21 protein-coding genes are annotated in these 20,827 nt (G+C 66.9%); 9 read left to right on the top strand and 12 right to left on the bottom strand.

Annotated elements, in window-relative coordinates:
• Positions 1–49 precede the first annotated feature (49 nt).
• The 6 genes from E5P3_RS20000 to E5P3_RS19975 all read right to left on the bottom strand — a co-directional run bounded on the left by E5P3_RS20000 (position 50) and on the right by E5P3_RS19975 (position 6,567).
• Positions 50–910, bottom strand: coding sequence for a branched-chain amino acid ABC transporter permease (locus tag E5P3_RS20000; protein ID WP_162587564.1), 861 nt, complete (start codon positions 908–910; stop codon positions 50–52).
• 52 nt (positions 911–962) lie between these two features.
• Positions 963–2,156: an ABC transporter substrate-binding protein gene (locus tag E5P3_RS19995; RefSeq protein ID WP_162587563.1), complete on the bottom strand. Its 1,194-nt coding sequence runs from the start codon at positions 2,154–2,156 to the stop codon at positions 963–965.
• 67 nt (positions 2,157–2,223) lie between these two features.
• Positions 2,224–3,465: an NAD(P)/FAD-dependent oxidoreductase gene (locus tag E5P3_RS19990; RefSeq protein ID WP_162587562.1), complete on the bottom strand. Its 1,242-nt coding sequence runs from the start codon at positions 3,463–3,465 to the stop codon at positions 2,224–2,226.
• Positions 3,465–3,788 carry a 2Fe-2S iron-sulfur cluster-binding protein gene (locus E5P3_RS19985; protein ID WP_162587561.1) on the bottom strand — a complete coding sequence of 108 codons (324 nt, stop codon included), beginning with the start codon at positions 3,786–3,788 and terminating at the stop codon, positions 3,465–3,467. Before E5P3_RS19985 ends, E5P3_RS19990 begins: the two co-directional genes overlap by 1 nt.
• Positions 3,789–3,795: 7 nt before the next feature.
• Positions 3,796–5,235, bottom strand: coding sequence for a glutamine synthetase family protein (locus E5P3_RS19980; RefSeq protein ID WP_162587560.1), 1,440 nt, complete (start codon positions 5,233–5,235; stop codon positions 3,796–3,798).
• Between the two features lie 12 nt (positions 5,236–5,247).
• A complete protein-coding gene (locus tag E5P3_RS19975) occupies positions 5,248–6,567 on the bottom strand; it encodes an aromatic ring-hydroxylating dioxygenase subunit alpha (protein WP_162587559.1) in 1,320 nt (439 codons plus the stop codon).
• Between the two features lie 250 nt (positions 6,568–6,817).
• On the opposite strand from E5P3_RS19975, the gene E5P3_RS19970 reads away from it, so the two are divergent.
• On the top strand, positions 6,818–7,549 hold the full coding sequence (locus tag E5P3_RS19970) for a GntR family transcriptional regulator (protein WP_162587558.1): 732 nt from the start codon (positions 6,818–6,820) through the stop codon (positions 7,547–7,549).
• 27 nt (positions 7,550–7,576) lie between these two features.
• Here the strand turns inward: E5P3_RS19970 and E5P3_RS19965 are convergent, their stop codons facing one another.
• On the bottom strand, positions 7,577–9,052 hold the full coding sequence (locus E5P3_RS19965; RefSeq protein WP_162587557.1) for a hypothetical protein: 1,476 nt from the start codon (positions 9,050–9,052) through the stop codon (positions 7,577–7,579).
• 7 nt (positions 9,053–9,059) lie between these two features.
• Positions 9,060–10,037 (bottom strand): Bug family tripartite tricarboxylate transporter substrate binding protein, encoded by a 978-nt coding sequence (locus E5P3_RS19960; protein WP_162587556.1) that lies wholly within the window; start codon positions 10,035–10,037, stop codon positions 9,060–9,062.
• A 99-nt stretch (positions 10,038–10,136) separates the two neighbouring features.
• Here E5P3_RS19960 and E5P3_RS19955 point away from each other — a divergent pair, with 99 nt between their 5' ends.
• Positions 10,137–11,045: a LysR family transcriptional regulator gene (locus tag E5P3_RS19955; RefSeq protein ID WP_162587555.1), complete on the top strand. Its 909-nt coding sequence runs from the start codon at positions 10,137–10,139 to the stop codon at positions 11,043–11,045.
• 205 nt (positions 11,046–11,250) lie between these two features.
• On the opposite strand, the gene E5P3_RS19950 is transcribed toward E5P3_RS19955, so the two are convergent.
• Positions 11,251–11,832 (bottom strand): NADPH-dependent FMN reductase, encoded by a 582-nt coding sequence (locus E5P3_RS19950; protein WP_162587554.1) that lies wholly within the window; start codon positions 11,830–11,832, stop codon positions 11,251–11,253.
• An 89-nt stretch (positions 11,833–11,921) separates the two neighbouring features.
• Between E5P3_RS19950 and E5P3_RS19945 the strand changes: the two genes are divergently transcribed.
• The 6 genes from E5P3_RS19945 (at position 11,922) to E5P3_RS19920 (ending at position 16,788) form a co-directional block, all read left to right on the top strand.
• Positions 11,922–12,485 (top strand): VOC family protein, encoded by a 564-nt coding sequence (locus tag E5P3_RS19945; protein WP_162587553.1) that lies wholly within the window; start codon positions 11,922–11,924, stop codon positions 12,483–12,485.
• Positions 12,486–12,535: 50 nt separating this feature from the next.
• Positions 12,536–13,399: a fumarylacetoacetate hydrolase family protein gene (locus E5P3_RS19940; protein WP_068672752.1), complete on the top strand. Its 864-nt coding sequence runs from the start codon at positions 12,536–12,538 to the stop codon at positions 13,397–13,399.
• Positions 13,400–13,462: 63 nt separating this feature from the next.
• Positions 13,463–14,431, top strand: a complete 969-nt coding sequence (locus E5P3_RS19935; protein ID WP_162587552.1) for a Bug family tripartite tricarboxylate transporter substrate binding protein — start codon at positions 13,463–13,465, stop codon at positions 14,429–14,431.
• A 7-nt stretch (positions 14,432–14,438) separates the two neighbouring features.
• Positions 14,439–15,017, top strand: a complete 579-nt coding sequence (locus tag E5P3_RS19930; RefSeq protein WP_162587551.1) for an amino acid synthesis family protein — start codon at positions 14,439–14,441, stop codon at positions 15,015–15,017.
• A gap of 18 nt (positions 15,018–15,035) precedes the next feature.
• Positions 15,036–16,025, top strand: coding sequence for a zinc-dependent alcohol dehydrogenase family protein (locus tag E5P3_RS19925; RefSeq protein WP_162587550.1), 990 nt, complete (start codon positions 15,036–15,038; stop codon positions 16,023–16,025).
• Positions 16,026–16,071: 46 nt separating this feature from the next.
• Positions 16,072–16,788, top strand: a complete 717-nt coding sequence (locus E5P3_RS19920; RefSeq protein ID WP_162587549.1) for an FCD domain-containing protein — start codon at positions 16,072–16,074, stop codon at positions 16,786–16,788.
• 36 nt (positions 16,789–16,824) lie between these two features.
• Here E5P3_RS19920 and E5P3_RS19915 read toward each other — a convergent pair whose 3' ends face one another.
• Positions 16,825–18,045: an MFS transporter gene (locus E5P3_RS19915; RefSeq protein WP_162587548.1), complete on the bottom strand. Its 1,221-nt coding sequence runs from the start codon at positions 18,043–18,045 to the stop codon at positions 16,825–16,827.
• 5 nt (positions 18,046–18,050) lie between these two features.
• On the opposite strand from E5P3_RS19915, the gene E5P3_RS19910 reads away from it, so the two are divergent.
• Entirely contained in the window at positions 18,051–18,719 is a 669-nt protein-coding gene (locus E5P3_RS19910) for a TetR/AcrR family transcriptional regulator (RefSeq protein ID WP_162587547.1), read from the top strand.
• 5 nt (positions 18,720–18,724) lie between these two features.
• Here E5P3_RS19910 and E5P3_RS19905 read toward each other — a convergent pair whose 3' ends face one another.
• A complete protein-coding gene (locus E5P3_RS19905; protein ID WP_162587546.1) occupies positions 18,725–19,459 on the bottom strand; it encodes an alpha/beta fold hydrolase in 735 nt (244 codons plus the stop codon).
• Positions 19,460–19,476: 17 nt separating this feature from the next.
• The gene (locus E5P3_RS19900; RefSeq protein WP_232073214.1) at positions 19,477–20,445 is read right to left on the bottom strand and encodes an NADP-dependent oxidoreductase; all 969 of its coding nucleotides are present in this window, start codon (positions 20,443–20,445) and stop codon (positions 19,477–19,479) included.
• Positions 20,446–20,827: the final 382 nt, after the last annotated feature.

Here is a 20,827-nt window from a genome sequence, read left to right as displayed (position 1 = left end):
ACTTCGCCTCCGGCTGCGGTGCTGTCCGGCTTCGGAGCGGCCGTGCCTCTCATGCGACCCCCTTGCGCGGGATGATGCCGTTCGGCCGCAGCAGCAGCATGATGATCATGACGACGTAGATGAGGAATGCGCCTGCCTGCGGCAGGTAGTACTTGCCCGCGACGTCCACCACGCCGACCAGCAGCGCGGCGACGAAGGGACCGGTGATGGTGCCGGCGCCGCCGACGCAGACCACGATCAGGAAATACACCAGGTACTTGAGCGGAAAGGACGGCTCCAGGCCCAGCATGCCGAGGCTCAGGGCGCCGCCGAGGCCCGCCAGCCCGCAGCCGAGCGAGAAGGTCAGGAAGAACAGCCGCTGAACGTGGATGCCGGTGCCGCCGGCAACGCGCTGGTTGTCCACCGCGGCGCGCACCATCGCGCCGTAGCGCGTGCCGCCCAGCACCAGCAGCAGGGCTGCGAGCACCAGCGTGCCGCACAGGATGAGGAACAGCCGGTAGCGGCCCACCTCCAGGCCGAGGAGCGAGACCCGGCCGTCCAGCACCGCCGGGAGCTCGAAGGCCTGCAGGGTCGGGCCGAAGAAGTAGGTGAAGGTGGCCACCGAGACGAACACGATGCCGATCGACAGCAGCACCTGGTCGAGCGGATGCGCGCGGTACAGCCGCCTGTAGAAGGCGAACTCCAGCACCGCCCCGACCAGGGCCGCCGCGAGGAAGGCGACCGCCAGCGAGGGGAAGAATCCCACGCCGAAGCGGCTCATCAGGACGCTGGCGGCGTAGCCGCCCACCATCGCGAAGGTGCCGTGCGCGAGATTGACGAAGTTCATCAGTCCCATCGTGATGGAAAGGCCGACGCCGATGAGGAAGAGGAGCATGCCGTAGGCCACCCCGTCGAAGATCACGATTCCCATGGATTGCCCATTGCTTCGGTGCAGCTCGTTGGCCCGCTGGCCCCGGCTTCGATTACTTGCCTTCCTTGGCAGGGTCCTTCACGCGCTCGAACTTGTCGAACTCGACGTTCACGAGCTCGCCGTTGACGCGCCCGGTCTTGCGGATGTAGACCGTCTGCACGATGTCGCGCGTGCCGGGGTCGATCTCCACCGGGCCCCGCGGGCTCTCGAACCTGATGCCCTTGAGCGCTTCCATGACCTTGTCGCCGGAGACGTCGCCCTTGGTCTTCGCCAGCGCGAGGCTGATGGCCTCCATCGCGTCGTAAGCCGTGACAGCGAAGTAGCTGGGGCGCAGCTTGGCGCCGAACTCGGCCGCGAAGGCCTTGACGAACTTCTGGTTCTTCGGCGAGTTGTGCGCATAGGAATAGTGATGGCTCGTGACGAGGCCCATCGCAACGTCGCCGGTGGCGTCGAGGTAGCTGTCGTCGGTCGCCTCCCCGGTGGCGAAGAGCTTGATGCCGGCGTCTTCCATGCCGCGCTCCTTCCACACCTTGAGGAACGCCGGCGGCATCACGCCCGAAGGGAAGAAGAAGAACACCGCCTGCGGCTTGGCGTCCTTGATGCGCTGCACGTAAGCCGAGAAGTCAGGGTTGTTCATCGGTGTGCGGACCTCCCCGGAGATCTTGCCGCCGCCTGCGGTGAAGGCCTTCTTGAAGGCGGTCTCTGCGTCGACGCCGGAAGCGTAGTCGGCGACCACGGTGTACGCATCCTTCACGCCCTGCTTGAGCATGTACTTGGCCATCGGCTCGGTGACCTGCTGCACCGTGAAGGAAAGGCGCGCGACGTAGGGGGAACTGGTGGTGATCGCCGAGGAGGCCGCGTTCATCACGAGCGTCGGGATCTTGGCCTGGGTGGCGATCGCCCCCACGGCATAGGCATTCGGGCTGAAGTCCAGGCCAGTGAGGATGTTGGCCTTGTCGCGGACGACCAGCTCCTGGGCAATGCGCTTGGCTGCGTCGGGTGCCGGACCCCCGGTGTCCTTCTTGACGATCTCGACCTTGCGGCCCGCGATCTTGCCCTCGTGTTCCTTGAGGTAGAGCGCGATGCCGGCATCGAACTGGCGGCCGTAGTCGGCGTAGGGACCGGAGTAGGTCGCGATCAGGCCGATGCGAAGCGGCTCGTCGGCCGCGCTGGCATGGCCTGCCAGGCCCAGGGCGCCGATGCAGCTCAGCGCCAGGGTGGCGAGCACATTTTTCTTGTTCATCATCGTGGAAGCTCCGTTGAGTTCAGGGGAGCCGGCTGGCCGGCGGGAGGGAGTGGATGCAGCAGGAAGCTCAGGACGGGACAGGGGCCGCCTTGAGGTCGAAGGATTCGTCGGCGAGCTGTGCGGCGGTGAATCGCGCGCCCGCGGCAATCAGCTTGCGGCTCAGCATGTGCTCGGCGGGCCTGTTGACCGAATGAGCAGCGACCAGCGTGCCGCCGCGCAGATAGAACACGCTGAACCGATCGGCACTCGTGGTGCCGCGCAGCACGGCTTCGTCCCCATGCATCGGCAGGCCGGCCATCTGGAACTTCAGGTCGAACTGGTCGCTCCAGAACCAGGGCACGGCCGTGCACGGCTGGGGCCGGCCGACGAGCAGCGAGGCCACGGCCTTCGCGCCGTCGTTGGCCGCCTGGACGGACTCGAGACGCATCCGGGCCGGGCCGCCGGGCACCGGTGCGAGCGCCATGTTGGCGACGTCTCCCGCTGCCAGCACGTGCGGTGCGGCGCTGCGCCCCAATGCATCGACCACGATGCCGTTGTCGGTCGCGATGCCGGCCTGCTGCGCGAGTTCCGCATTCGGTACCACGCCGATGCCGAGCACGACCAGATCGCACTCGATGCGGCTGCCGTCGTCGATCTCGACCGCTTCGACGCGCCCCTGGCTGCCGTGGAGCGCGCGCACGCCACGGCCGGTGAGGAGCTCGATGCCGCGGCCGCGGTGCGCGCTTTCCACATAGGCCGACATCGTCGGCGGGAAGGTGCGCGTCAGAAGATGCGGCTGCGCCTCGATCACCGTGACCGAAACACCTCGCGAGCACAGCGCGGAGGCCACTTCGAGGCCGATGAAGCCGCCGCCGATCACGCAGGCGCGCTGCGCTTGGTCTGCCGCGCCCGCGATCCGCAGCGCGTCGTCCAGCGTGCGCAGGTCGAAGACGCCTTGCGCCTTCGCGCCTGGAAGCGGCAACGGCCTGCAGCGCGCGCCGGTGGCCAGGGCCAGCCAACCGTAGCCGAGCGTCGCCCCGTCGTCCAGCGTCACCTTGCGCGCAGCGATGTCCAGGGCCTGCGCACGGCGGCCGAGCAGGAGCTCGATGTCCTGGGTCGCATAGAAGTCCGGGCCGCGCAGGGCGAGCTTGTCGACGCTGGTCTTGCCGGTCAGGAGACCCTTGGAGAGGGGCGGACGCTGGTAGGGCGCGTGCATCTCGTCTCCGACGATCACGATCCGCTCCGCGAAGCCGAGTTCGCGTGCGGTGGCGGCGATCTGCACGCCCGCGTAGGAGGCGCCGACGATCACGAGGGCAGGGGCGGCCGACATCAGCTTTGCGTTTCCGGCACTCGCACGGTCAGGCCATCCAGCGCGGGTGTCATCGAGAGCTGGCAGCTCAAGCGGCTGGTGGGCAGGCGCTCGGATGCAACGCCGTCCAGCAGCTCGTTTTCCATCTCATCCGGGGCCGGGAAGCGGTCGACGAAGGCCTCGTCGACGTAGACATGGCATGTCGCGCAGGAGCAGGAGCCGCCGCACTCGGCGTCGATGCCCCGGACGTTGGCGCGGATGGCGTTCTCCATGACGCTGGAGCCCGCCTCGGCGTCGACGCTGCGGATCGCGCCGTCCTTGAGGATGTAGTTGATCGTGGGCATGACTGGCCTAGAACATGTCGAAGTACTCGCGGTGTTCCCACTCGCTGACCTCGAGGTTGAAGCGGGCGATCTCCGCTTGTTTGATATGGCAGAGATAGTCGATGAAGGACTTGCCCATCTGTTCGTTCAGCATCGCGTCGTCGCGCAGGCAGGCCAGCGCTTCGTCGAGCGAACGGGGCAATTGCTCGGCGGGTGTCTCGTAGGGCGCGTCAGCGGACGGTCCGGGATCGGTCTTCCTGCGCATTCCGTCCAGGCCGGAGAACAGTTGCGACGCAAGATACAGATAGGGATTGGCCGTCGGCTCGCCGACGCGGTTCTCGATGCGCGTCGCGCTCTGGCCCGGTCCACCGAGCACGCGCAGCATCGCGCCGCGGTTGTCGCGTGCCCAGATCGCCCGGTCGGGTGCGAGCGAGAAGGGACGGTAGCGGCGGTAGCCGTTGATCGTCGGGCTCGCCAGCGCCGCGGCACCGCAGGCGTGCTCCTTGAGGCCGCCCAGGTAGTGCAGTCCCAGATCGCTCAGGTCCTGGCCGGCCGCTTCCGGCATGAAGGCATTGACGCCGTCGCTCTTGCGGCGCAGCGACTGGTGCAGGTGCCAGCCGGAGGACATCACGTGGGGGATGCGCGGGCGGCACATGAAGGTGGCGTGGTAGCCCTGGCGCTGGCAGATCTGCTTGATCGCGCTGCGCAGCAGCACCATCGTGTCGGCCGGCAGCAGGCCGGCCGTGGGGCCGAAGGTGAGCTCGAACTGGCTCGGGCCGAACTCGATCTCCAGCGAGCGCAGCGGCAGGCCGAGCGCGATCAGCTGCGAGCGCAGCAGCTCCATCACCGAATCGACGCGGTCGTAGCGCAGCTCGGTCAGGTACTGGTGCCCATGGGACAGCAACGAAACGCGCGGCGGCTCGCCGGGCTGGCCCGAATCGGCCAGGCCCATGCGCTCGTCGTCCAGCTTGAAGACATGGAACTCCACCTCGAGCCCGGCGATGAAGTCCAGCCCCATGGCGTCGAGCTGCCGCAGGGCCCGCTGCAGGATTTGCCGCGTCGCATAGGGGCATGGCCTGCCGTCGCCCATGTAGGCGTCGCACAGCACCCAGGCGGTGCGCGGCGTCCAGGGCAGCACCTTGAAAGTGGACGGATCGGCGACGATGGTGAAGTCCGCTCCGCCCTGGAAGCCCTCGATGTCGAAGCCGCCGCCCGCCGCGAAAACCGGGAATACCGTCTTGTGCGAGGTGTCCTTGGCCAACAGGGTGGAGGTCAGGTTCACGCCTTCCCACAGCGCCGCGCGGGCCTCGCTCGCGACCAGGGTCTTGCCGCGCAGCAGCCCGTGCTGGTCGGGCCACGCGAAGCGCACGACATCGAACTCGCCGGCGTCGATGCGGCGGACCAGCTCGTGCGCCTGCTTCAATTGGTCGTCGCTCCAGAGGCCGAAGCGGTCTACGAATCGTGTCATGGCCATCCCGCCTCAGGCGCCGAGACGGGCGCGGGCCCAGGCCGACTTCATGCGGCGCTCGCGGTCGGCGGCCTGCCAGTAGGCGTCGGTGTCGCCCTCGCCAATGCCGTCGATCGAGGGCGGCCCGGTCAGCGCGGCGGCCTGCTGCGCGTCGATCAGCATCGGTGCGGGTTCGCCGGCCTGCGTGCTCTCGATGGCGCGCACCAGCATGCGGCGGTAGCTGATGATGCCTTTGTCGGTCGAGCCCAGGTGCTCGCGCGTGCGGTCCTGGATCGGGCCCTGCGACTCCACCGCCCACTGGTCGTGCACGTTGATGTCGTCGCCCATGCCGGTGTAGGTTTCGCTCAGCTGCTCCTCGACGCTGAAGCCGTAGTTGTTGCTCTTGTTCTTGCGCGAGGTGTAGTCGGGCAGTTCGTACAGCTTGAGCCGCTGCTCGCGCATCTGCTGCTTGTCGACCGGGCCGGTGAAGCTGGTGAAGATCGCATACCAGTAGCAGTGCGTGTCGTCCACCGGCACATGCCATTGCGAGATGGTCATCTCCGCGCTCATCGGGATCACGAAAGCCTGCGGGAACACGAGGTTGGTCACGCGCACATGGGTGCTCGATTCGCTCAGCTTGCGCAGCGCGGTAAGGCGCATGCCGTAGTCGGTGGGCTCCACGCTGATGTCGGGTCGGTCGTATTCGCGCAGCACCTGGGTGATCGGCATGCTCGAGTCGGCGGACGCCCCGCGGAACTGCTTGCCGTAGCTCTCGGACGTGTCGGCGTCCTCGAAGAAGCGATGCAGGTACGAGGCATGGGCGGGATCGATGCCGACTTCCAACGCCTGCAGCCAGTTGCATTCGAACAGGCCTTTGAAGGCGAACGTGTGGGTGTCGGGCGCGACGAAGCAGTCGAACTCCGGGAAGGCGGGCGGTTCGCCCTCGCCGATGTAGGCGAACACCACACCGCTTTTCTCCACCACCGGGTAGGCAGCCTGCCGGATGCGGGTGCACAGCTTGCTGCCGGCCGGCTCGGCCGGTGTCTCCAGGCATTGGCCCTGGGCGTCGAACAGCCAGCCGTGGAAGGCGCAGCGGATACCACCATTCTCCAGGCGCCCGAAGGCCAGGTCGGCGCCGCGGTGCGGGCAGTCGCGATCGAGCAGGCCGACGCGGCCGGTCTCATCGCGGAACAGCACGAAATGCTGGCCCATCAGCTGCACCGGCTTGAGCGGACGTGGGCCGGCCAGTTCATCGGCCAGGGCCACCGGCTGCCAATAGCGGCGCAGCAGCTGGCCCGCGGGCGTGCCGCGGCCGACGCGGGTCATGAAGTCGTTCTGTTCGGCGCTGATCATGGGTGCTCCAGTAAGTTCGGTGTTGCATGCAATGGGATGCATTGTGTTTGGTGGATGGGCTGCGAGTCAATCGTCTGGGGGCATTTAAGGGGGCAAAACACGGGTTTTCACCTATGCCTACGCTTCAAAATGGCGCGCATCGGGCCGCGTCATCAGCTTATGCATGCAATGTCAGGCTCAATGGAAAACAACTGCGTGCATGGAAGGTCTTCTTCGTACAATGAAGGCCTCGTTTCTCTTGCCCAAATCCATGGACTCCCAACAATCCCGCGTGCTGGTGCAGCTTCGCGACCTGATCCTGAAGGGCGAATTCGTGCCCGGGGAGAGGCTCGCGGAGATCCCCTTGGCCGAAAAACTGGGCGCATCGCGCACGCCGGTGAGGCTGGCCCTCGCCAGCCTCGAGCACGAGGGATTGATCGAGCAGTCGCCGGGCGGCGGCTACCAGATGCGGCGCTTCACCTCGCAGGAGATCGCCGACGCGATTCGCGTGCGCGGCGTGGTCGAAGGCTTCGCGGCACGCCTCCTGGCCGAAGACGGCGCATCACGCCAGCTGCTGCGCGAGTTGCACGAATGCCTGGAGGCAGGCGACAAGGCAGTGAACAAGGCCGAGATGGACCTGGACGACTACACGGCGTATGTCGAGATGAACGACCGCTTTCACAGGCTCATCATGCAGGGCTGCCGCAACGTCGCATTGCAGCGCGTGATGGAGATGCTCGATCGGCAGCCCTTTGCTTCCCCCAGCGCGATGCTGCCCATGCAGTCATCCATGGAAGAAGGGCACCAATGGATGAAGCAGGCGCACCGCACGCACCATGCACTGGTGCAAGCCATCGAGCGGGGGCAAGGCTCGCGCGCGCAGGCCCTGGGAGAAGAGCATGTCGAAATCGCCCGCATGAACCTCGACTACGCGCTGGAGCGTCCGGAACTCGCCGCCGAACTCATGCCGGGCCTGCGCCTGGTCAGCAAGGCAAGGAGTTGAGCACCCTTGGCTCGCGCGTCGCGCGGGTCAGCCGGCGACGAAGAAGGGGCTGGCCCAGGCGAGCTGCCCGTTGAGCTGCTGGACCCGCAGGTAGGCGTAGCTTGCCAATGCGCTCGCCGGGATCGCGAGGTCGATCGCCATCCGGTAGTCCGAAGGCACGACGGCCCGGTGGAACTGGAAGCTTTCGGTGCCGTAGGCGCCCACGTGGAAGTTGGCAGAGCCCGACAGCAGTTCTTGCAGGCGCACACGATGGGAGAGCCTGGCAGGGCGCTGCGTTTCGATCGTCAACTCGGTGGCCGCATCGCCCTGGATCTGCATGACGACGGCATGCGTCGCGACGTCGGCGAAGGCGTTGCGGCGCGAGGTGTAGGAGCGGATGTCGACGCAGTCGCCGTCCTGGGCGATGCGGTGCCTGCGGTCCTCGTCGTAGGGACCTCCCCCCAGGCACTTGTCGATGCGCAGCAGGCGTCCCCCGTGAACGCCGATCTGCTGCTGCCAATCGGCGATTCTGTCGAGGCTGAGTTCCCCCCAGGGCCCCCATCCCCATTCGTACCGCACCAACAGCGGTTCGCCGCTTTCCAGCGCGGCGTTGTGCGCCGGCTTGCGCGGCCAGAAGCGCTCGAGGACTTCGCCGTCGACCACGAGTTCGACGACATCGATCTCGTCCGCCGCTTCGATGTCGGCCTGCAGCCGGTACTCCCGCGCTGGAGCGACCGTCGCACCCATCGGCGCGCCGTTGAGACTGCAGTCCAGGCGAATGCGGTCGCCGGTCAAGGCATAGGTGCAGCGCGACCGCACCGCGTCCAGCACGTGCTCACGCGACAGCGCATCGGCGTGCACGGCCAGCAGGCCCTCACCCCAGGCACCCGGGAAGCCCGCATGGTTGTCCGTCGAGGCGACGAAGCCGAATCGCAAGCCGGCGTTGAGCGCAGCGCGCACGGTGTTCTGCGTCTGCCGCCCGCCAGGGGAGCCGCGCACCATCGGGTGCGGCCCGCGATCGTGCTCGGACAAGCCGTGGAAGGAGAAGATCTCGACCACTGGCGTACAGGCCGGATCGAAGACGTCCCAGTTGACGCCTCGCCGCCCCCGGGGATAGCCCAGGTGATGCGGAATCATGAGCGCGCGCTCGTCGAGGCAGAACTCACGCAGGCCCTGCAGGCTCGAGGTGTACTTGATGGGCCGGTGGTCGCGGGGAAAGATCACGCACTGGTCGCCGTACATGTTCGAGTGCCACTCGAAGCCGAGGAAGGACACGAAGCGACCCGGCGCATTGGCCTGCGCGATGCGTTCCTGCACGCGCGGCCAGGTCTCCTTCAGCCGGCGGAATCCGTCGATGAAGTGCCGCTCGCGGCCGTTCTCGATGGCGGTGAGGTCGTGCCAGCTCGAGTGGCCGGTGAAGGCGAAGAAGTCCAGATGCTCGCGCGCGATATCGATGCTGCGCTCGATGGTGCCTTTGCCGTAGCCGTGGGCATTGTGATTGTGGATGTCGCCGAAGTAGATCATCGCTGGCTCAATCGTTGGTGGCGCCCGAGTGCCGCACGGCGCGTGCCCAGAAGGCTTGCTGCGCCTTCATGCCATCGCGAACCTCGGAGCCGGTACGAAAGGCCGCCTGCAGGCCGAGGTTGTTCATGTGCGCGAGGAACTCCTGCTGGTCGACGGCCTTTTGCAGTTCGGCCTGGATCAGCGCGCGCACCGGCTCGCCCAGTGCGGCCGGTGCCACCAGGCCCAGACCGTTGGTCCCGACGATCTCGGGAAATCCGAGCTCCTTCAGGGTAGGAACGTCGCGCAGGAAGTCCGAGCGCCGCTCGCCGCTCTGGGCCAGCGGCACGACGCGGCCGGCCCGGATGAGCGGGAGCACCGGACCGATGGCGTCCACGCCCAGTTCGACTTCCCCGCTCGCCACCGCGTTCATCGCCTGGGGAGTGCCGCGATAAGGCACGTGCACGATGAACAGCTTGTCGCGCGCCTTGAACATCTCGAAGGACAGGTGCGCGGTCGTTCCGGTGCCCGGCGAGGCATAGGAGAGCTTGCCGGGATCATTGCGCATTGCCGCGATGGCTGCGCTCAACGTCCGCAGGCCGGAGTTCGTGCTCGCATAGACGAGGCTCTGGCCCTGTGCGAATTCGCCCAGCGAAACGAGATCGGCCTCGGCCTTGTAGGCAAGCCGCGGGTACAGGTAGGGGGCGATGACCAGGTTGGACGTCGTTCCCAGGCCGAGCGTGTAGCCGTCGGGCGCGGCACGCGCTACCTCGGTCAAGGCAATCGTTCCGCCTGCGCCCACCTTGTTGTCCACGACGATGGGGTGCAGTGCCCCGACGGCCAGCGCTTGCGTCAGGGCGCGCGTCGCGACGTCGAGTGCCCCGCCGGCCGGGAAGCCGACCACGATGCGGATTGGCTTCGACGGGTAGGCCGGCTGCGCCCATGCCCTGGAGGAGAGCGCGAGTGCCGCCGCGGTCGAGACGAGAATTTTTCTGCGGGATGGATCCATGGTGCGGTGCTCGCTCGGTCTGTGACGATGCGTGAGATGGTGCTGCGGCGGGCCGCATAAGTAAAATTAAGAATACATATCCATGAATGAGTTCGCCTCATGCCAACGCTGCGACAACTGCAAGCCCTCGAGCTCATCGGGCAAACCGCCAGCTTCACGAGGACGGCCGAGCGGCTGTTCGTCACCCAGTCGGCCATCAGCATCCTGGTGCGGGAACTGGAGGCCGAACTCGGCACAAGACTGGTGGTGCGGGGCCGCACGGCACGCCTGACGGAAGCGGGCGAGCACCTGCAGCGCGCGGGCCACCAGGCGCTGCGCGAGGTGGCCCGTGCGGTGGAGGACGTGAAGGCGGGCCGGCACACGGCCTCGGCGGTGATCCGCCTGGGCGCCGGCTCGCTTTCGGCGGCCACCTTCATTCCCAGTGCGCTGCGGCGGCTGCACGACGAGGCATTGCCCCTGCGCGTCGAAGTCATCGACCGCCCGGCCATGCTGCTGACCGATCTGCTCGTGTCAGGCGAAGCCGACGTGGTGATCGGCTCGACCGACGCCTCGCTGAAGCAGTCGGGTGAATTCAAGTCCGAGCTCTTGATCTGCGACACCCTGTGCGTCGTCTGCGCCCTGGACCATCCGCTTGCCGGAAAGATGCCGCCACGCGCAAGGGGCGTTCGATGGCAGGACCTGGAGGGCACCGAGCTCATTCTCGTGGGGCGAAACGGCGGGCAGTGGCGTGCTCTCCTGCTGGATCAGCTGGCGCGGCAACGCCACTTGACGGTTGGCTACGAGGTGCAGCTCTATTCGACTGCGCTTGCACTCGTTCGGCAGGGTCTCGGCGCGGCGGTGCTGCCGCGCCATGCGGGCGAGTACCTCGACCGCGATATCTACGCGGTCAGGCCGCTGATATCGCCGGGCACGCGATGGTCGACTTACTGGGTCGCACGCAAGCGTTCGATGGTCGACCCGGCGGCGCTCGCCCAGCTGCATCGCGCCGTCAGTCTCTCGTTGCAGTAGGGGCTTCGGCGCAAAGCCGGGGGACGCTCCCTCACCCGGCGAGATCGATCGACTGGGCACGCTCCGCTCAGCCCGTCGTAGTGCGGGCCCCGCGAGGTCGATGCAGCACCGCGGATTTGCCGCCGAACTGCCGCTTGCACATCCATGCCGCCAGGGCGGAGCCCAGTAGTCGGCGTGTCGGGAAACCACGAACGCGTGCGCTGGATCAGCTGCCGGTGCCGCCGAGCAGCGCGATCTCGGCCAAAAGATCGTCGAGCGCAAGCTTCACGAAGTCCAGCGTCGGCTGGTGGACGAGGCGGCCGTCGCTGATTTGTGCGGCGACGTTCGCGATCGCCACGTGCTGACGGACCACCGGCCTCGCCAGGGTGGCTGCGAAAGCATCCCGGATCTGCACCTGCGCGCGCACGCCGCCGGCGGTGCCGGGCGAGGCCGTCATGACCAGCACCGGCTTGCCCTTCAGCGGCGAGGCGAACGCGGGACGTGAAGCCCAGTCGATCGCATTCTTCAGCACGCCCGGCATGCCGTAGTTGTATTCGGGCGAACAGACAACCAGCCCGTCGGCCTGCGAGATCGCCTGCTTCAGCTCGGCGACGGCTGCAGGCGGCGCGGCCCCGTCCAGATCGGCGTTGTAGAGCGGGATCTCATTCAGCGGGAAGAGCTCGATGGATGTCGAATCCGGCAGCAGCGCCTGGAGGCTGCGAAGCACCGCGGTGCAGTTCGATTGGCTTCGGATGCTGCCGGAGATGCCGAGCAGACGGGTGCGGGTGGTCGAGGCTTGTTGGTGCATGGCAATCAATGTTTTACAGATATTGGAGTTTATGCATAAAATACTGAAAATGCACGGACGAGAGCAACAGCGCAACTGCAGGAGACACCATGCTTAAGGTCAACCGGCCCACGCCTTCGCACTTCGGGATCTTCGTCACCGACCTGGAACGGATGGTGGCCTTCTACACCGAGACCTTCGACCTCACCGTCACCGATCGGGGCGAGGGGCGGACTTTCCGGAACAAGCTGGTCTTCATGAGCGCCAGCGCGGACCAGCATCACCAGCTGGTGCTCGCCTCGGGCCGGCCGGTGGAAGCCAAATTCAGCACCGTGATGCAGATCTCCTTCGTGGTGCCGGGCATCCAGCACCTGCGCGAGATCTCGGCGCGTGCGGCCGAGCGGGGCGCCACCGAGATTCGCGGCCTCAACCACGGCAATGCGCTGTCCGTCTACATGCTCGACCCTGAAGGCAACACGGTGGAGATCTATGTCGACACGCCCTTCTACGTCGCGCAGCCTCATGGCGATCCGCTGGATCTCTCCAAGGACGACGAGACGCTGATGCGCGAGACCGAGGAAGCCTGCCGCCGGGACCCCACCTTCATGCCGCTCGCGCAGTGGCAAGCGCGGTTCGAGGCGCAGGCGCCTGCGCCCACCGCATCCGCTGCCTGACATTCGCGGCAGGCCTTCTTCACCACCCACCCATCCCAACTGGAGTTCTCATGAAGCTTTTGTCATTTGTCCACCAAGGCCGCGAAACCTGGGGCGCCGTCGTCGGTGACGGCGTCGTCGACCTCGGCGCCGCGCGCCCCCAGCACGCATGCCTGGCCGACTACATCGCCTCGGGCGAGTACACGCAAGCGGCGCAGCATGTCGAAGGCCTGCCGGTCGCCGCCAAACTGGCCGACATCCGCTTTCTGCCCGTGATTCCCCGTTCCGAGAAGATCGTCTGCGCGGTGCGCAACTACATGGACCATCACCAGGAAGTGCTGGCGGCGGGCATGCAGCGCGAACTGTCGGAGCAGCCCCCGATCTTTCTGCGCGTCTGGCGCTCCCAGTGCGCGCACAACGAGCCGATCGTGCGCCCGCACGTATCGGAATCGCTCGACTGGGAAGGCGAGCTCGCCGTGATCATCGGCAAGGGCGGGCGCAACATCGCCGAGGCGGACGCCTACGACCATGTGGCGGGGTACGCCTGCTACAACGACGGCAGCGTGCGCGAGTGGCAGTTCCACGCCAAGCAGATCGCCTCAGGCAAGAACTTCGAATCGACCGGCGGCTTCGGCCCCTGGATGGTGACCGCTGACGAGATCGAGCCCGGCCGTCAACTCAAGCTCGAGACGCGGCTCAACGGCGAGGTCGTGCAGTCGAGCCACACGGGGCACATGATTTTCAGCATTCCGAAGCTCATCAACTATGCCTCGACGATCTTCACGCTCACGCCCGGCGACGTGATCGCGACCGGTACGCCTGCAGGCGTCGGCTGGAGCAGGAAGCCGCAACGCTTCATGAAGCCCGGTGACGTGTGCGAGGTGGAGATCGAGGGCATCGGCATCCTTCGCAACCCCATCGTCCAGCAGGACTGAGGCTTTCAGCAGGGCCGCTGAAGAATGCGGCCTCCATCCCAGAACAAATCGGAGACAAGCACAATGCGGCGCAGACATTTCGTTGCCGCAGGCCTGACCCTGGCCTGCGCGGCACCCATCATGGCTTTGGCCCAGGACTACCCGGACAAGCCGATCAAGATCTACCAGGGCTTCGCCGCAGGCGGCAATGCCGACACGATCGCGCGCGTGGTCAGCGCGGAGATGGCCAAGGGCCTGGGCCAGCCCTTCGTGGTCGAGGCCCAGACCGGCGCGGGCGGAACGATCGCGGCGACCACGGTGGCGCGCGCCCGGCCCGACGGGTACACGCTGCTCCTGGCCACCGGCGGGCACGCGGTGGCGGGGGCGCTCTACAGCAAGCTCAACTACCAGACCGTGTCGGACTTCCAGATGATCTCCACGGTCACCTTCTTTCCGTTCCTGCTGGTGGTGCGTGCCGATTCACCCTACCGCAGCCTCGCGGAGCTGCTCGCTGCCGCGCGTGCCGATGCACGCGGCGTCTCGTACGGCTCGGCCGGCATCGGCTCCACGCACCACCTGGCGGGGGAGCTCCTGGTCAAGAGCGCGAAGGCCGAGCTGCTTCATGTTCCCTATCGCGGCGATGCTGCCTCGGTCACGGCGCTGCTCGGCGGCGAGATCCCCTTGATCGTCGCGCCGCCGACGGCGGTGATGCCCAACATCAAGGCGGGCAAGCTGAGAGCGCTGGCCACCACCGGCGCGCAGCGCTGGAGCGCGATGCCCGAGGTGCCGACGGTCGCGGAGCAGGGCGTGGCAGGCTACGACGTGAGTTCATGGGCGGGCTTCATGGCGCCGGCCGGCACGCCGCGCCCGATTGTCGAGCGACTGCGTTCGGAGACACTCAAGGCCCTGCAGGTGGCCGCCGTCCGTGCACGCCTGGAGGATATGGGCGGCGAAGCGCGCGGCAGCACGCCGGAAGAAATGACCACGATGGTGAGCGCCGAGCTGAAGCGCTGGACGGCCGTCGTGAACGATGCACACATACCAAGGCAATGAGGTTTTCATGTCCCTGATCGAAATCCGCAAGCGCAGTCTTGCCATCGAAACCATCTACCACGAGGGTGGGCCGCCGGTCGAGACGCCCCTGAAGCTTGCCGCGGCCTGCGCGGTCATCCGCAACCCCTATGCGGGGCGCTATGAACCCGACCTGATTCCCTTCATGGTCGACCTGCGCTCCCTGGGAACACTGCTGGCGACCGAGCTGATCGAGACGCTCGGGCGCGACAAGGTCGAGGTCTACAGCAAGGCCGCGATCGTCGGCGTGAACGGAGAGCTGGAGCACGGTGCCGTCTGGCACGAGGCCGGCGGCTGGGCCATGCGCGAGGCGCTTGGCGAGCCGAAGGCGATCGTCCCGTCGTCCAAGGCGGTGGCGGCGACGGGCTACCGGATCATGGTGCCGCTGCACTACGTCCACGCGGCCTACGTGCGCAGTCACTACAACTCGATGGAAATCGGCATCCAGGACGCGCCCCGGCCCAACGAGATCCTCTTCGCGCTGGTGATGGGCACCGGCGGCCGCGTGCATGCGCGCCTCGGCGGGCTGACGAAGGACCAGGTGTCCGTCCATGACGGGCAGCGCTAGGCAGGCTGGTCGAACATCATGAAGGCCATTCAACTCCAGGCGCCCGGCGGGCCCGAAGTCCTGCAACTCGTCGAGCTGCCATTGCCGCAACCACGCGCAGGCGAGGTGCGGGTCAAGGCCATGGCGATCGGCGCCGGCGGGCCCGATGTGCTGATCCGCAACGGCACCTACAAATGGATGCCGCCGATGCCGGCGACCCCCGGCAACGAGATGGCCGGTGTCGTCGACGCGATCGGCCCCGGAGTGACTTCTTTGCGGGTGGGGCAGCGGGTGCTCGTGAGCGCGCGTGAACTGGCGCAGCGTGGCGGCTGCTATGCGGAGGCCATCTGCGTGCCGCAGGCCGCACCTTTCGTCCTTCCCGACTCGATCCGCTTCGAGGATGCCGTCAGCCTCGGAAACTTCCAGCTCGCGTTGGCGATGCTGTCGAGCAACGGCAATTTGCCGGCGACCTCCATCCTGGTGCCCGGTGCGGCCGGTGGTGTGGCGACGGCGCTGGTACAGGTCGCCCGCGACCGCGGACTGCGTGTGATCGGAACCGCCTCGACCCCGGAGAAGAGAAACTTCGCGTTGGCCAACGGCGCGCACGAGGTCATCGAGAGCGATCCACATGGCCTGACCGAGAAAGTGATGCAGCTGACGGACGGTCGTGGCGTCGACCTGGCCTTCGATCACCTGGGCGGTGAGCTCTTCATCGCCTGCCTGCGCGCCTTGGCACCCTGCGGCATGCTGGTCTCTTACAACATCGTCAACGGTCCGCCTGCCGGCGACGTGTTCGAGGAACTTCGCAGGCTGCTGGGCAGGAGCCTCGCTGTGCGCACCTTCTCCATCCACGCCATCGATGCGGATGCGAGCCAGCGCCGGGGCTTGATGGAGTCCGCCATCGCCCTGATGGCTGAAGGCCGCATTCGCGCGCCGAAGGTCGCGACCTTTGCGCTGTCGGAGGCGCGCCGTGTGCACGAGTTGCTCGACAGCGGTGGCATGCCGGGAAAGATCGTGCTGATGCCTTGATTGCACCTGCGAGTCGTCATCGGCTCTTTGCAAGCTTCGAGTGATCATGCATAAAATTGATCATATGAACTCACTCATCGCGGTCGCTTCCGAGCCATCGACCCCTCTTGCTGAGCAGGCTTTCAGACGCCTGCGGCGCGACGTCCTGACTGGCTTGTTCGAGGCGGGGAGCAAGCTGAAGCTGGACGACCTGCAGGGGCACTACGGGTTCTCCAGCAGCCCGCTGCGCGAAGCGCTAAGCCGTCTCGCACAGGAAGGCCTGGTCAAGGCGGATGAGCGCAGGGGCTTTCGCGTTGCGCCGCTCTCCGCCGAGGACCTGGCCGACATCACGCACATGCGGCTGATGCTCGATGTGGAGGCGCTGCGCAGTGCCATCGAACGGGGCGACGACAGCTGGGAAGGCGCGATCGTCGCCGCCTTCCACCGGCTCGAGAAGATCGAATCTCGCCTGAGCGATGGACCGGTCATCCTGGACGAGGAGTGGAGTGAGCTGCATCGGAATTTCCATGCGGCACTGATTGCTGCCTGCGCTTCCGAACGCCAGCGGCTATGGAGCGCGAGCCTGTTCGACCAGGCCGAGCGCTACCGGCGCTTCTCGGCGCGCCACCGGCAAGTCGGCCGGCGCAAGTCGAGCGAGCACCGCAAGATCATGGAGGCCACGCTGCGTCGTGATGCCGATACGGCTTGCGCACTGCTCGGCGAGCACATCCTCGGCACGCAGCGCAACGTCGAAGCCGCCCTGCGCCGCGCAGTCGCCGCGTGACGATGAAGACGGTCAGATCAGGACGCCAATGACGGCCTAGCGGTCGACGGCCTGCGGCCCTCCAGTCGTCGCGTAGCGAAGTCCGTGTACCTTTATTCGACGCGCGGCCCACAAGCTGAGTGCCAGAGCGGCCAGCATCCATGCGAGGCCAGCCCAACTGAGCGCACCCATGCCGTTGGATGCCAGCAGAGCGCCGCCGCCCGCCGCCCCCAGCGCCTGACCCAGGTAGATCGCCGACGTGTTCATGGCCATCAGCGCCGGCGTCAGTTGCGGGGCCAGGTGGCCCAGACGGGCCTGCTGGGCGGAGTTGCTCGCGAAGCACGCCAGCGCCCATGGGACGATCACCACCAGCAGCGCCGGCATCGTAGTGACCAGCGGCCAGCACGCGAGGCTCGCCGCAATCGCGCACAGCACCACGTTGACGCTACGCCCCGGGCCCATGCGGCCCACCAGCCGCACCAGCAGCACGTTTCCAGTGACTCCCAGTGCTCCAAACCACAAATAGGCCAGACTGACTTGTGCCGCGGTGGCCTGCAGCACCTGCTTGCAGAACGGCAGGAAGTACGAGAGGACAGTGAACTGGCCTGCGCCCTGCAGCGCCGTGACCAGTACGACGGCCATCAGCGCCGGATCGCGCAGCGCTGCCTTCCATGCAGCGGCGGACACGGGTGGCGTTTTCACGCCTGAAGGCATGCTCCGCCAGAGCACGGCTGCCGCCAACAGCGCCAGGCCTGCGATCAACCCGAACGCATGGCGCCAGCCCAGCACCTCGCCCACGAAACTGCTGACCGGCGCGCCGATCACAGCCGACGCAGACCAGCCGATGAAGATGAAGGCAATGGCCGAGGCGCGTTCGCGCGGCGGGCTCATGACCACCATGGCGGCCGCGGCTTGCGGCGTGAAGAAGGCGGCCGCGAGCATGGACAACGCGCGCGCGACGCCTAGCCCCAGGTGGCCGGTGGCGGCAGCACACGCGGCGTGGCCGATGCCGTACCACAGCAAGGCCAAAGCGAGCAAACGCCGCATGTCCCGCCCGCGGCCGAACCACGCCGCGAACGGTGCGGCGACGCACACCACGACCGCCGCAATGGAGATGAGCTGCCCCGCCGTGGCAACGCTCACGCCCAGTGAGCGCGACAAGTCTTGCAGGGTGCCTGCGACGACCTGCAGGCCCGCGCCGATGACGAAGTTGCCGAACAGCAGTGCGCGACGCGTGGAAGCCAGCCCTGCGCCGGCGCCGGTGTCCGTCGTTGTCATGGCCGATGTCCTTCGCTACCGACCTGTATCATGCGCACTACATTCAGGAATGCCCCGTGCCTGCAAGTGCCTCCACCAAAGCAAAGCGTGCCCCTGCGCAGGGAGAACACTCCGCCCGCGAGAAGGTGTTCGCGACAGCCCGTGATCTTTTCTACCGCGAGGGCTTTCGCGCGGTTGGCGTCGACACGGTGGTCGCCGCCTCCGGCGTGGCCAAGACGACGCTCTATCGTTGGTTCCCGACCAAGGACGACCTCGTTCTGGCCGTTCTGGACTCGCGGGACGAGGAGTTCTGGGCGCAGTGGGAAGCGACGGCTGAGCGGCACATGGGACATCCGCGCGAGGAGCTCCTCGGGCAAATCAAATGGATTTCCCGCTACATCGGCGGTGAGGCGTCCCGTGGCTGCGCGTTCCTGAACGCTGCGGCGGAGTTTCCCGATCCGGCGCATGCCGTTCGCGACAAGGTCGCGCGGAACAAGCAAAAGCTGCGCCGACGCCTCCTGGCCTTGTGCATGGCGGCGGGCGCCGAAGACGCTGCCCTGCTGGCGGACCAACTGGTCCTCATGATCGACGGCGCTTTCGCCGGAAGCGAAGCCCTGGGCAAGAACGGACCGGCCAAGGCGCTGCAGCGTGCGGCCCAAGCGGCCATGGACGCGGCCCTGCCGCACAAGCAGTAGCACCTTCATTCGGCCGCCTCTGCGATGAAGGTTGCCGTCTGCTCCGGATCCACCACCATCATGTCGTGACCGCAGTCGATCTCGCGGCAGCTCCATTCGCCACCGCGACGCGCGATCTCGGCCACGCGCGGGTAGCCCATCGCAGTCGTGGGCGGGTTCGCTGCCATCACGTACGTCTTTGGGAGTCCTGAATGGCCGCCATTGGGCAGGGCAATGGGATCCAGCCACGTGCGCAGCGGGTGGGGACGCATGCGCCGCTTCAACCATTCGACGTCCGCGGGATCGCTCACGCCCACCATGCCGGGCGGGACGGGCGGGAGCCAGCTGCCGTCTGGCGCCATGGAGCGGAACGCCGCCTCCCGCCTAAGCACGTCCTCTTGCGCGATGCCGGGCACGAAAGACGCAAACGTCTGGCCGTCGGCTGGCACCGCGGCATCCAGGTACACGAGGTGGCGTATGCGGTCACGCAGCGCATCGGCGACGCCCGTGATGACCATGCCGCCATAAGAGTGGCCAACCACGACCACGTCACGAAGCCTCTCAGCCTCCACCAGGTCGACGATGTCGGCCACGTGGGTGGCCAAGCTGGGGACGGGACAGCGCAGGTGCTCGCCGTCCGCCAGCCCGCTGAGGGTGGGTGTAAGGACGCGGTGGCCGGCCGCCTCCAGGAGCGGGCGGACTTTGTCCCAGCACCAGCCGCCGTGCCAAGCTCCGTGGACGAGAACAATGGGGGATCCCATGGGCGTCTCCTTTGCGCTCATTCGCTGCGGGCTGGCGGCACCAGCACCAGCTTGCCGTTCGTGTCGCGTGCGGCGACGCGCGTATGTGCTTCGGCCGCTTGGGCCAGCGGCAGCACAGCGTCGACGCGCGGCTTCAACCGCCCTTCGCGCACCAGCTTGGCGAGGGCTTCGAGAGCGCTGCCGCTCGGTTCGACCAGGTACCAGCTGGCGCGAACGCCCGCTGCCTGCGCTGCTTCCTGCAAGCCGGGCGCCCAGGCGGCCTGGGCGCTGACCAGCAGCCCGCCAGGCCGCAGCGTGCGGAGCATCGCCATGCAGGTGTCGCCCCCGACCAGTTCGATCACGATGTCCATGCCCGAAACCTGGTCCGGCACCGGTGCGGCTGTGTAGTCCACCACCCGTTCCGCTCCCAGCTGCCGCAGGAATTCGTGTTTCTCGGACCGTGCCGTGGCCGTCACTGACGCGCCAAGTGCCTTCGCCAACTGCACAACGAGGTGGCCCACTCCCCCGGCGCCGCCGCTGACCAACACCCGCATTCCAGCCCGTACTTGAGCGACCTCCACCAGCATCTGCCAGGCCGTCAGCCCCGCCAGCGGTAGTGCTGCAGCTTCGGCGTGCGTGAGCTCTGCCGGCTTGTGCGCGAAATGCCGCGCAGGCGCGGTGACGTACTGCGCGTACCCGCCGCCCTGGCGTGGGAACCAGGGCATGCCAAAGACGGCATCGCCCTTCCTGAAGCGCGTGACACCATAGCCCACCGCTTCGACCATGCCGGAAACGTCCCAGCCGGGCACGTGCGGAAGATGCAGGGCCCGGTTGTACGCCCGCCCCTGGGTGGTGAACACATCCACCGGGTTCACGCCGGCGGCTTCCACCCGCACAAGGACCTCGGTGGGCAGCGGTTGAGGGCACGGAATGCGTGCGAGTTCGAGCGGACCGCCCCATTCGCGCAGCTGCACGGCGGTCATCAGTGGTTGTCGAGAATCGGTCATCCGCTCACGGCCTTTTGGTTGAATAGATACGACACTGTATCGCAAACGAAACAGAGCTGTATCGTATCTGGGATGGCGGCTGGGACTCCTCGGGAGTGAGGCACGAGGCGACCCGGTCCGCGGTGAGAAGCGGCGGGTGGTCGATGCCTGCGTCACGCTTCACGAAGGCAAGAAGTTGATTGCACAAGCCGTGATCGACTGCCTCTTGAAAGCGCACTACAGCATCGCCATAGTCGCCTCACTTTTCACGGCACTCGCTGGTCGTGTCGATCTCGAGTCCGTCCTGTTCGAACAGATCGGGCAGGACTCATGGGCTTCGAAGCTACGGGCTTGGCACGTCAGCGTGCAATGCAGTCGATGTCGAAGCGGCGTTCAGGTGTTC

The organism is Variovorax sp. RA8, from assembly GCF_901827175.1.
Taxonomy (GTDB): domain Bacteria; phylum Pseudomonadota; class Gammaproteobacteria; order Burkholderiales; family Burkholderiaceae_C; genus Variovorax.
The sequence above is the reverse complement of the archived record's forward strand: the minus strand, read 5'-3'. Positions and strand labels throughout refer to the sequence as shown.

What these genes read in the sequence shown, in the direction of transcription:
- E5P3_RS20000 (WP_162587564.1), bottom strand. Translation starts at nt 910, where the DNA reads ATGGGAATCGTGATCTTCGACGGGGTGGCCTACGGCATGCTCCTCTTC.
- E5P3_RS19995 (WP_162587563.1), bottom strand. Translation starts at nt 2,156, where the DNA reads ATGATGAACAAGAAAAATGTGCTCGCCACCCTGGCGCTGAGCTGCATC.
- E5P3_RS19990 (WP_162587562.1), bottom strand. Translation starts at nt 3,465, where the DNA reads ATGTCGGCCGCCCCTGCCCTCGTGATCGTCGGCGCCTCCTACGCGGGC.
- E5P3_RS19985 (WP_162587561.1), bottom strand. Translation starts at nt 3,788, where the DNA reads ATGCCCACGATCAACTACATCCTCAAGGACGGCGCGATCCGCAGCGTC.
- E5P3_RS19980 (WP_162587560.1), bottom strand. Translation starts at nt 5,235, where the DNA reads ATGACACGATTCGTAGACCGCTTCGGCCTCTGGAGCGACGACCAATTG.
- E5P3_RS19975 (WP_162587559.1), bottom strand. Translation starts at nt 6,567, where the DNA reads ATGATCAGCGCCGAACAGAACGACTTCATGACCCGCGTCGGCCGCGGC.
- E5P3_RS19970 (WP_162587558.1), top strand. Translation starts at nt 6,818, where the DNA reads ATGGACTCCCAACAATCCCGCGTGCTGGTGCAGCTTCGCGACCTGATC.
- E5P3_RS19965 (WP_162587557.1), bottom strand. Translation starts at nt 9,052, where the DNA reads ATGATCTACTTCGGCGACATCCACAATCACAATGCCCACGGCTACGGC.
- E5P3_RS19960 (WP_162587556.1), bottom strand. Translation starts at nt 10,037, where the DNA reads ATGGATCCATCCCGCAGAAAAATTCTCGTCTCGACCGCGGCGGCACTC.
- E5P3_RS19955 (WP_162587555.1), top strand. Translation starts at nt 10,137, where the DNA reads ATGCCAACGCTGCGACAACTGCAAGCCCTCGAGCTCATCGGGCAAACC.
- E5P3_RS19950 (WP_162587554.1), bottom strand. Translation starts at nt 11,832, where the DNA reads ATGCACCAACAAGCCTCGACCACCCGCACCCGTCTGCTCGGCATCTCC.
- E5P3_RS19945 (WP_162587553.1), top strand. Translation starts at nt 11,922, where the DNA reads ATGCTTAAGGTCAACCGGCCCACGCCTTCGCACTTCGGGATCTTCGTC.
- E5P3_RS19940 (WP_068672752.1), top strand. Translation starts at nt 12,536, where the DNA reads ATGAAGCTTTTGTCATTTGTCCACCAAGGCCGCGAAACCTGGGGCGCC.
- E5P3_RS19935 (WP_162587552.1), top strand. Translation starts at nt 13,463, where the DNA reads ATGCGGCGCAGACATTTCGTTGCCGCAGGCCTGACCCTGGCCTGCGCG.
- E5P3_RS19930 (WP_162587551.1), top strand. Translation starts at nt 14,439, where the DNA reads ATGTCCCTGATCGAAATCCGCAAGCGCAGTCTTGCCATCGAAACCATC.
- E5P3_RS19925 (WP_162587550.1), top strand. Translation starts at nt 15,036, where the DNA reads ATGAAGGCCATTCAACTCCAGGCGCCCGGCGGGCCCGAAGTCCTGCAA.
- E5P3_RS19920 (WP_162587549.1), top strand. Translation starts at nt 16,072, where the DNA reads ATGCATAAAATTGATCATATGAACTCACTCATCGCGGTCGCTTCCGAG.
- E5P3_RS19915 (WP_162587548.1), bottom strand. Translation starts at nt 18,045, where the DNA reads ATGACAACGACGGACACCGGCGCCGGCGCAGGGCTGGCTTCCACGCGT.
- E5P3_RS19910 (WP_162587547.1), top strand. Translation starts at nt 18,051, where the DNA reads ATGTCCTTCGCTACCGACCTGTATCATGCGCACTACATTCAGGAATGC.
- E5P3_RS19905 (WP_162587546.1), bottom strand. Translation starts at nt 19,459, where the DNA reads ATGGGATCCCCCATTGTTCTCGTCCACGGAGCTTGGCACGGCGGCTGG.
- E5P3_RS19900 (WP_232073214.1), bottom strand. Translation starts at nt 20,445, where the DNA reads ATGACCGATTCTCGACAACCACTGATGACCGCCGTGCAGCTGCGCGAA.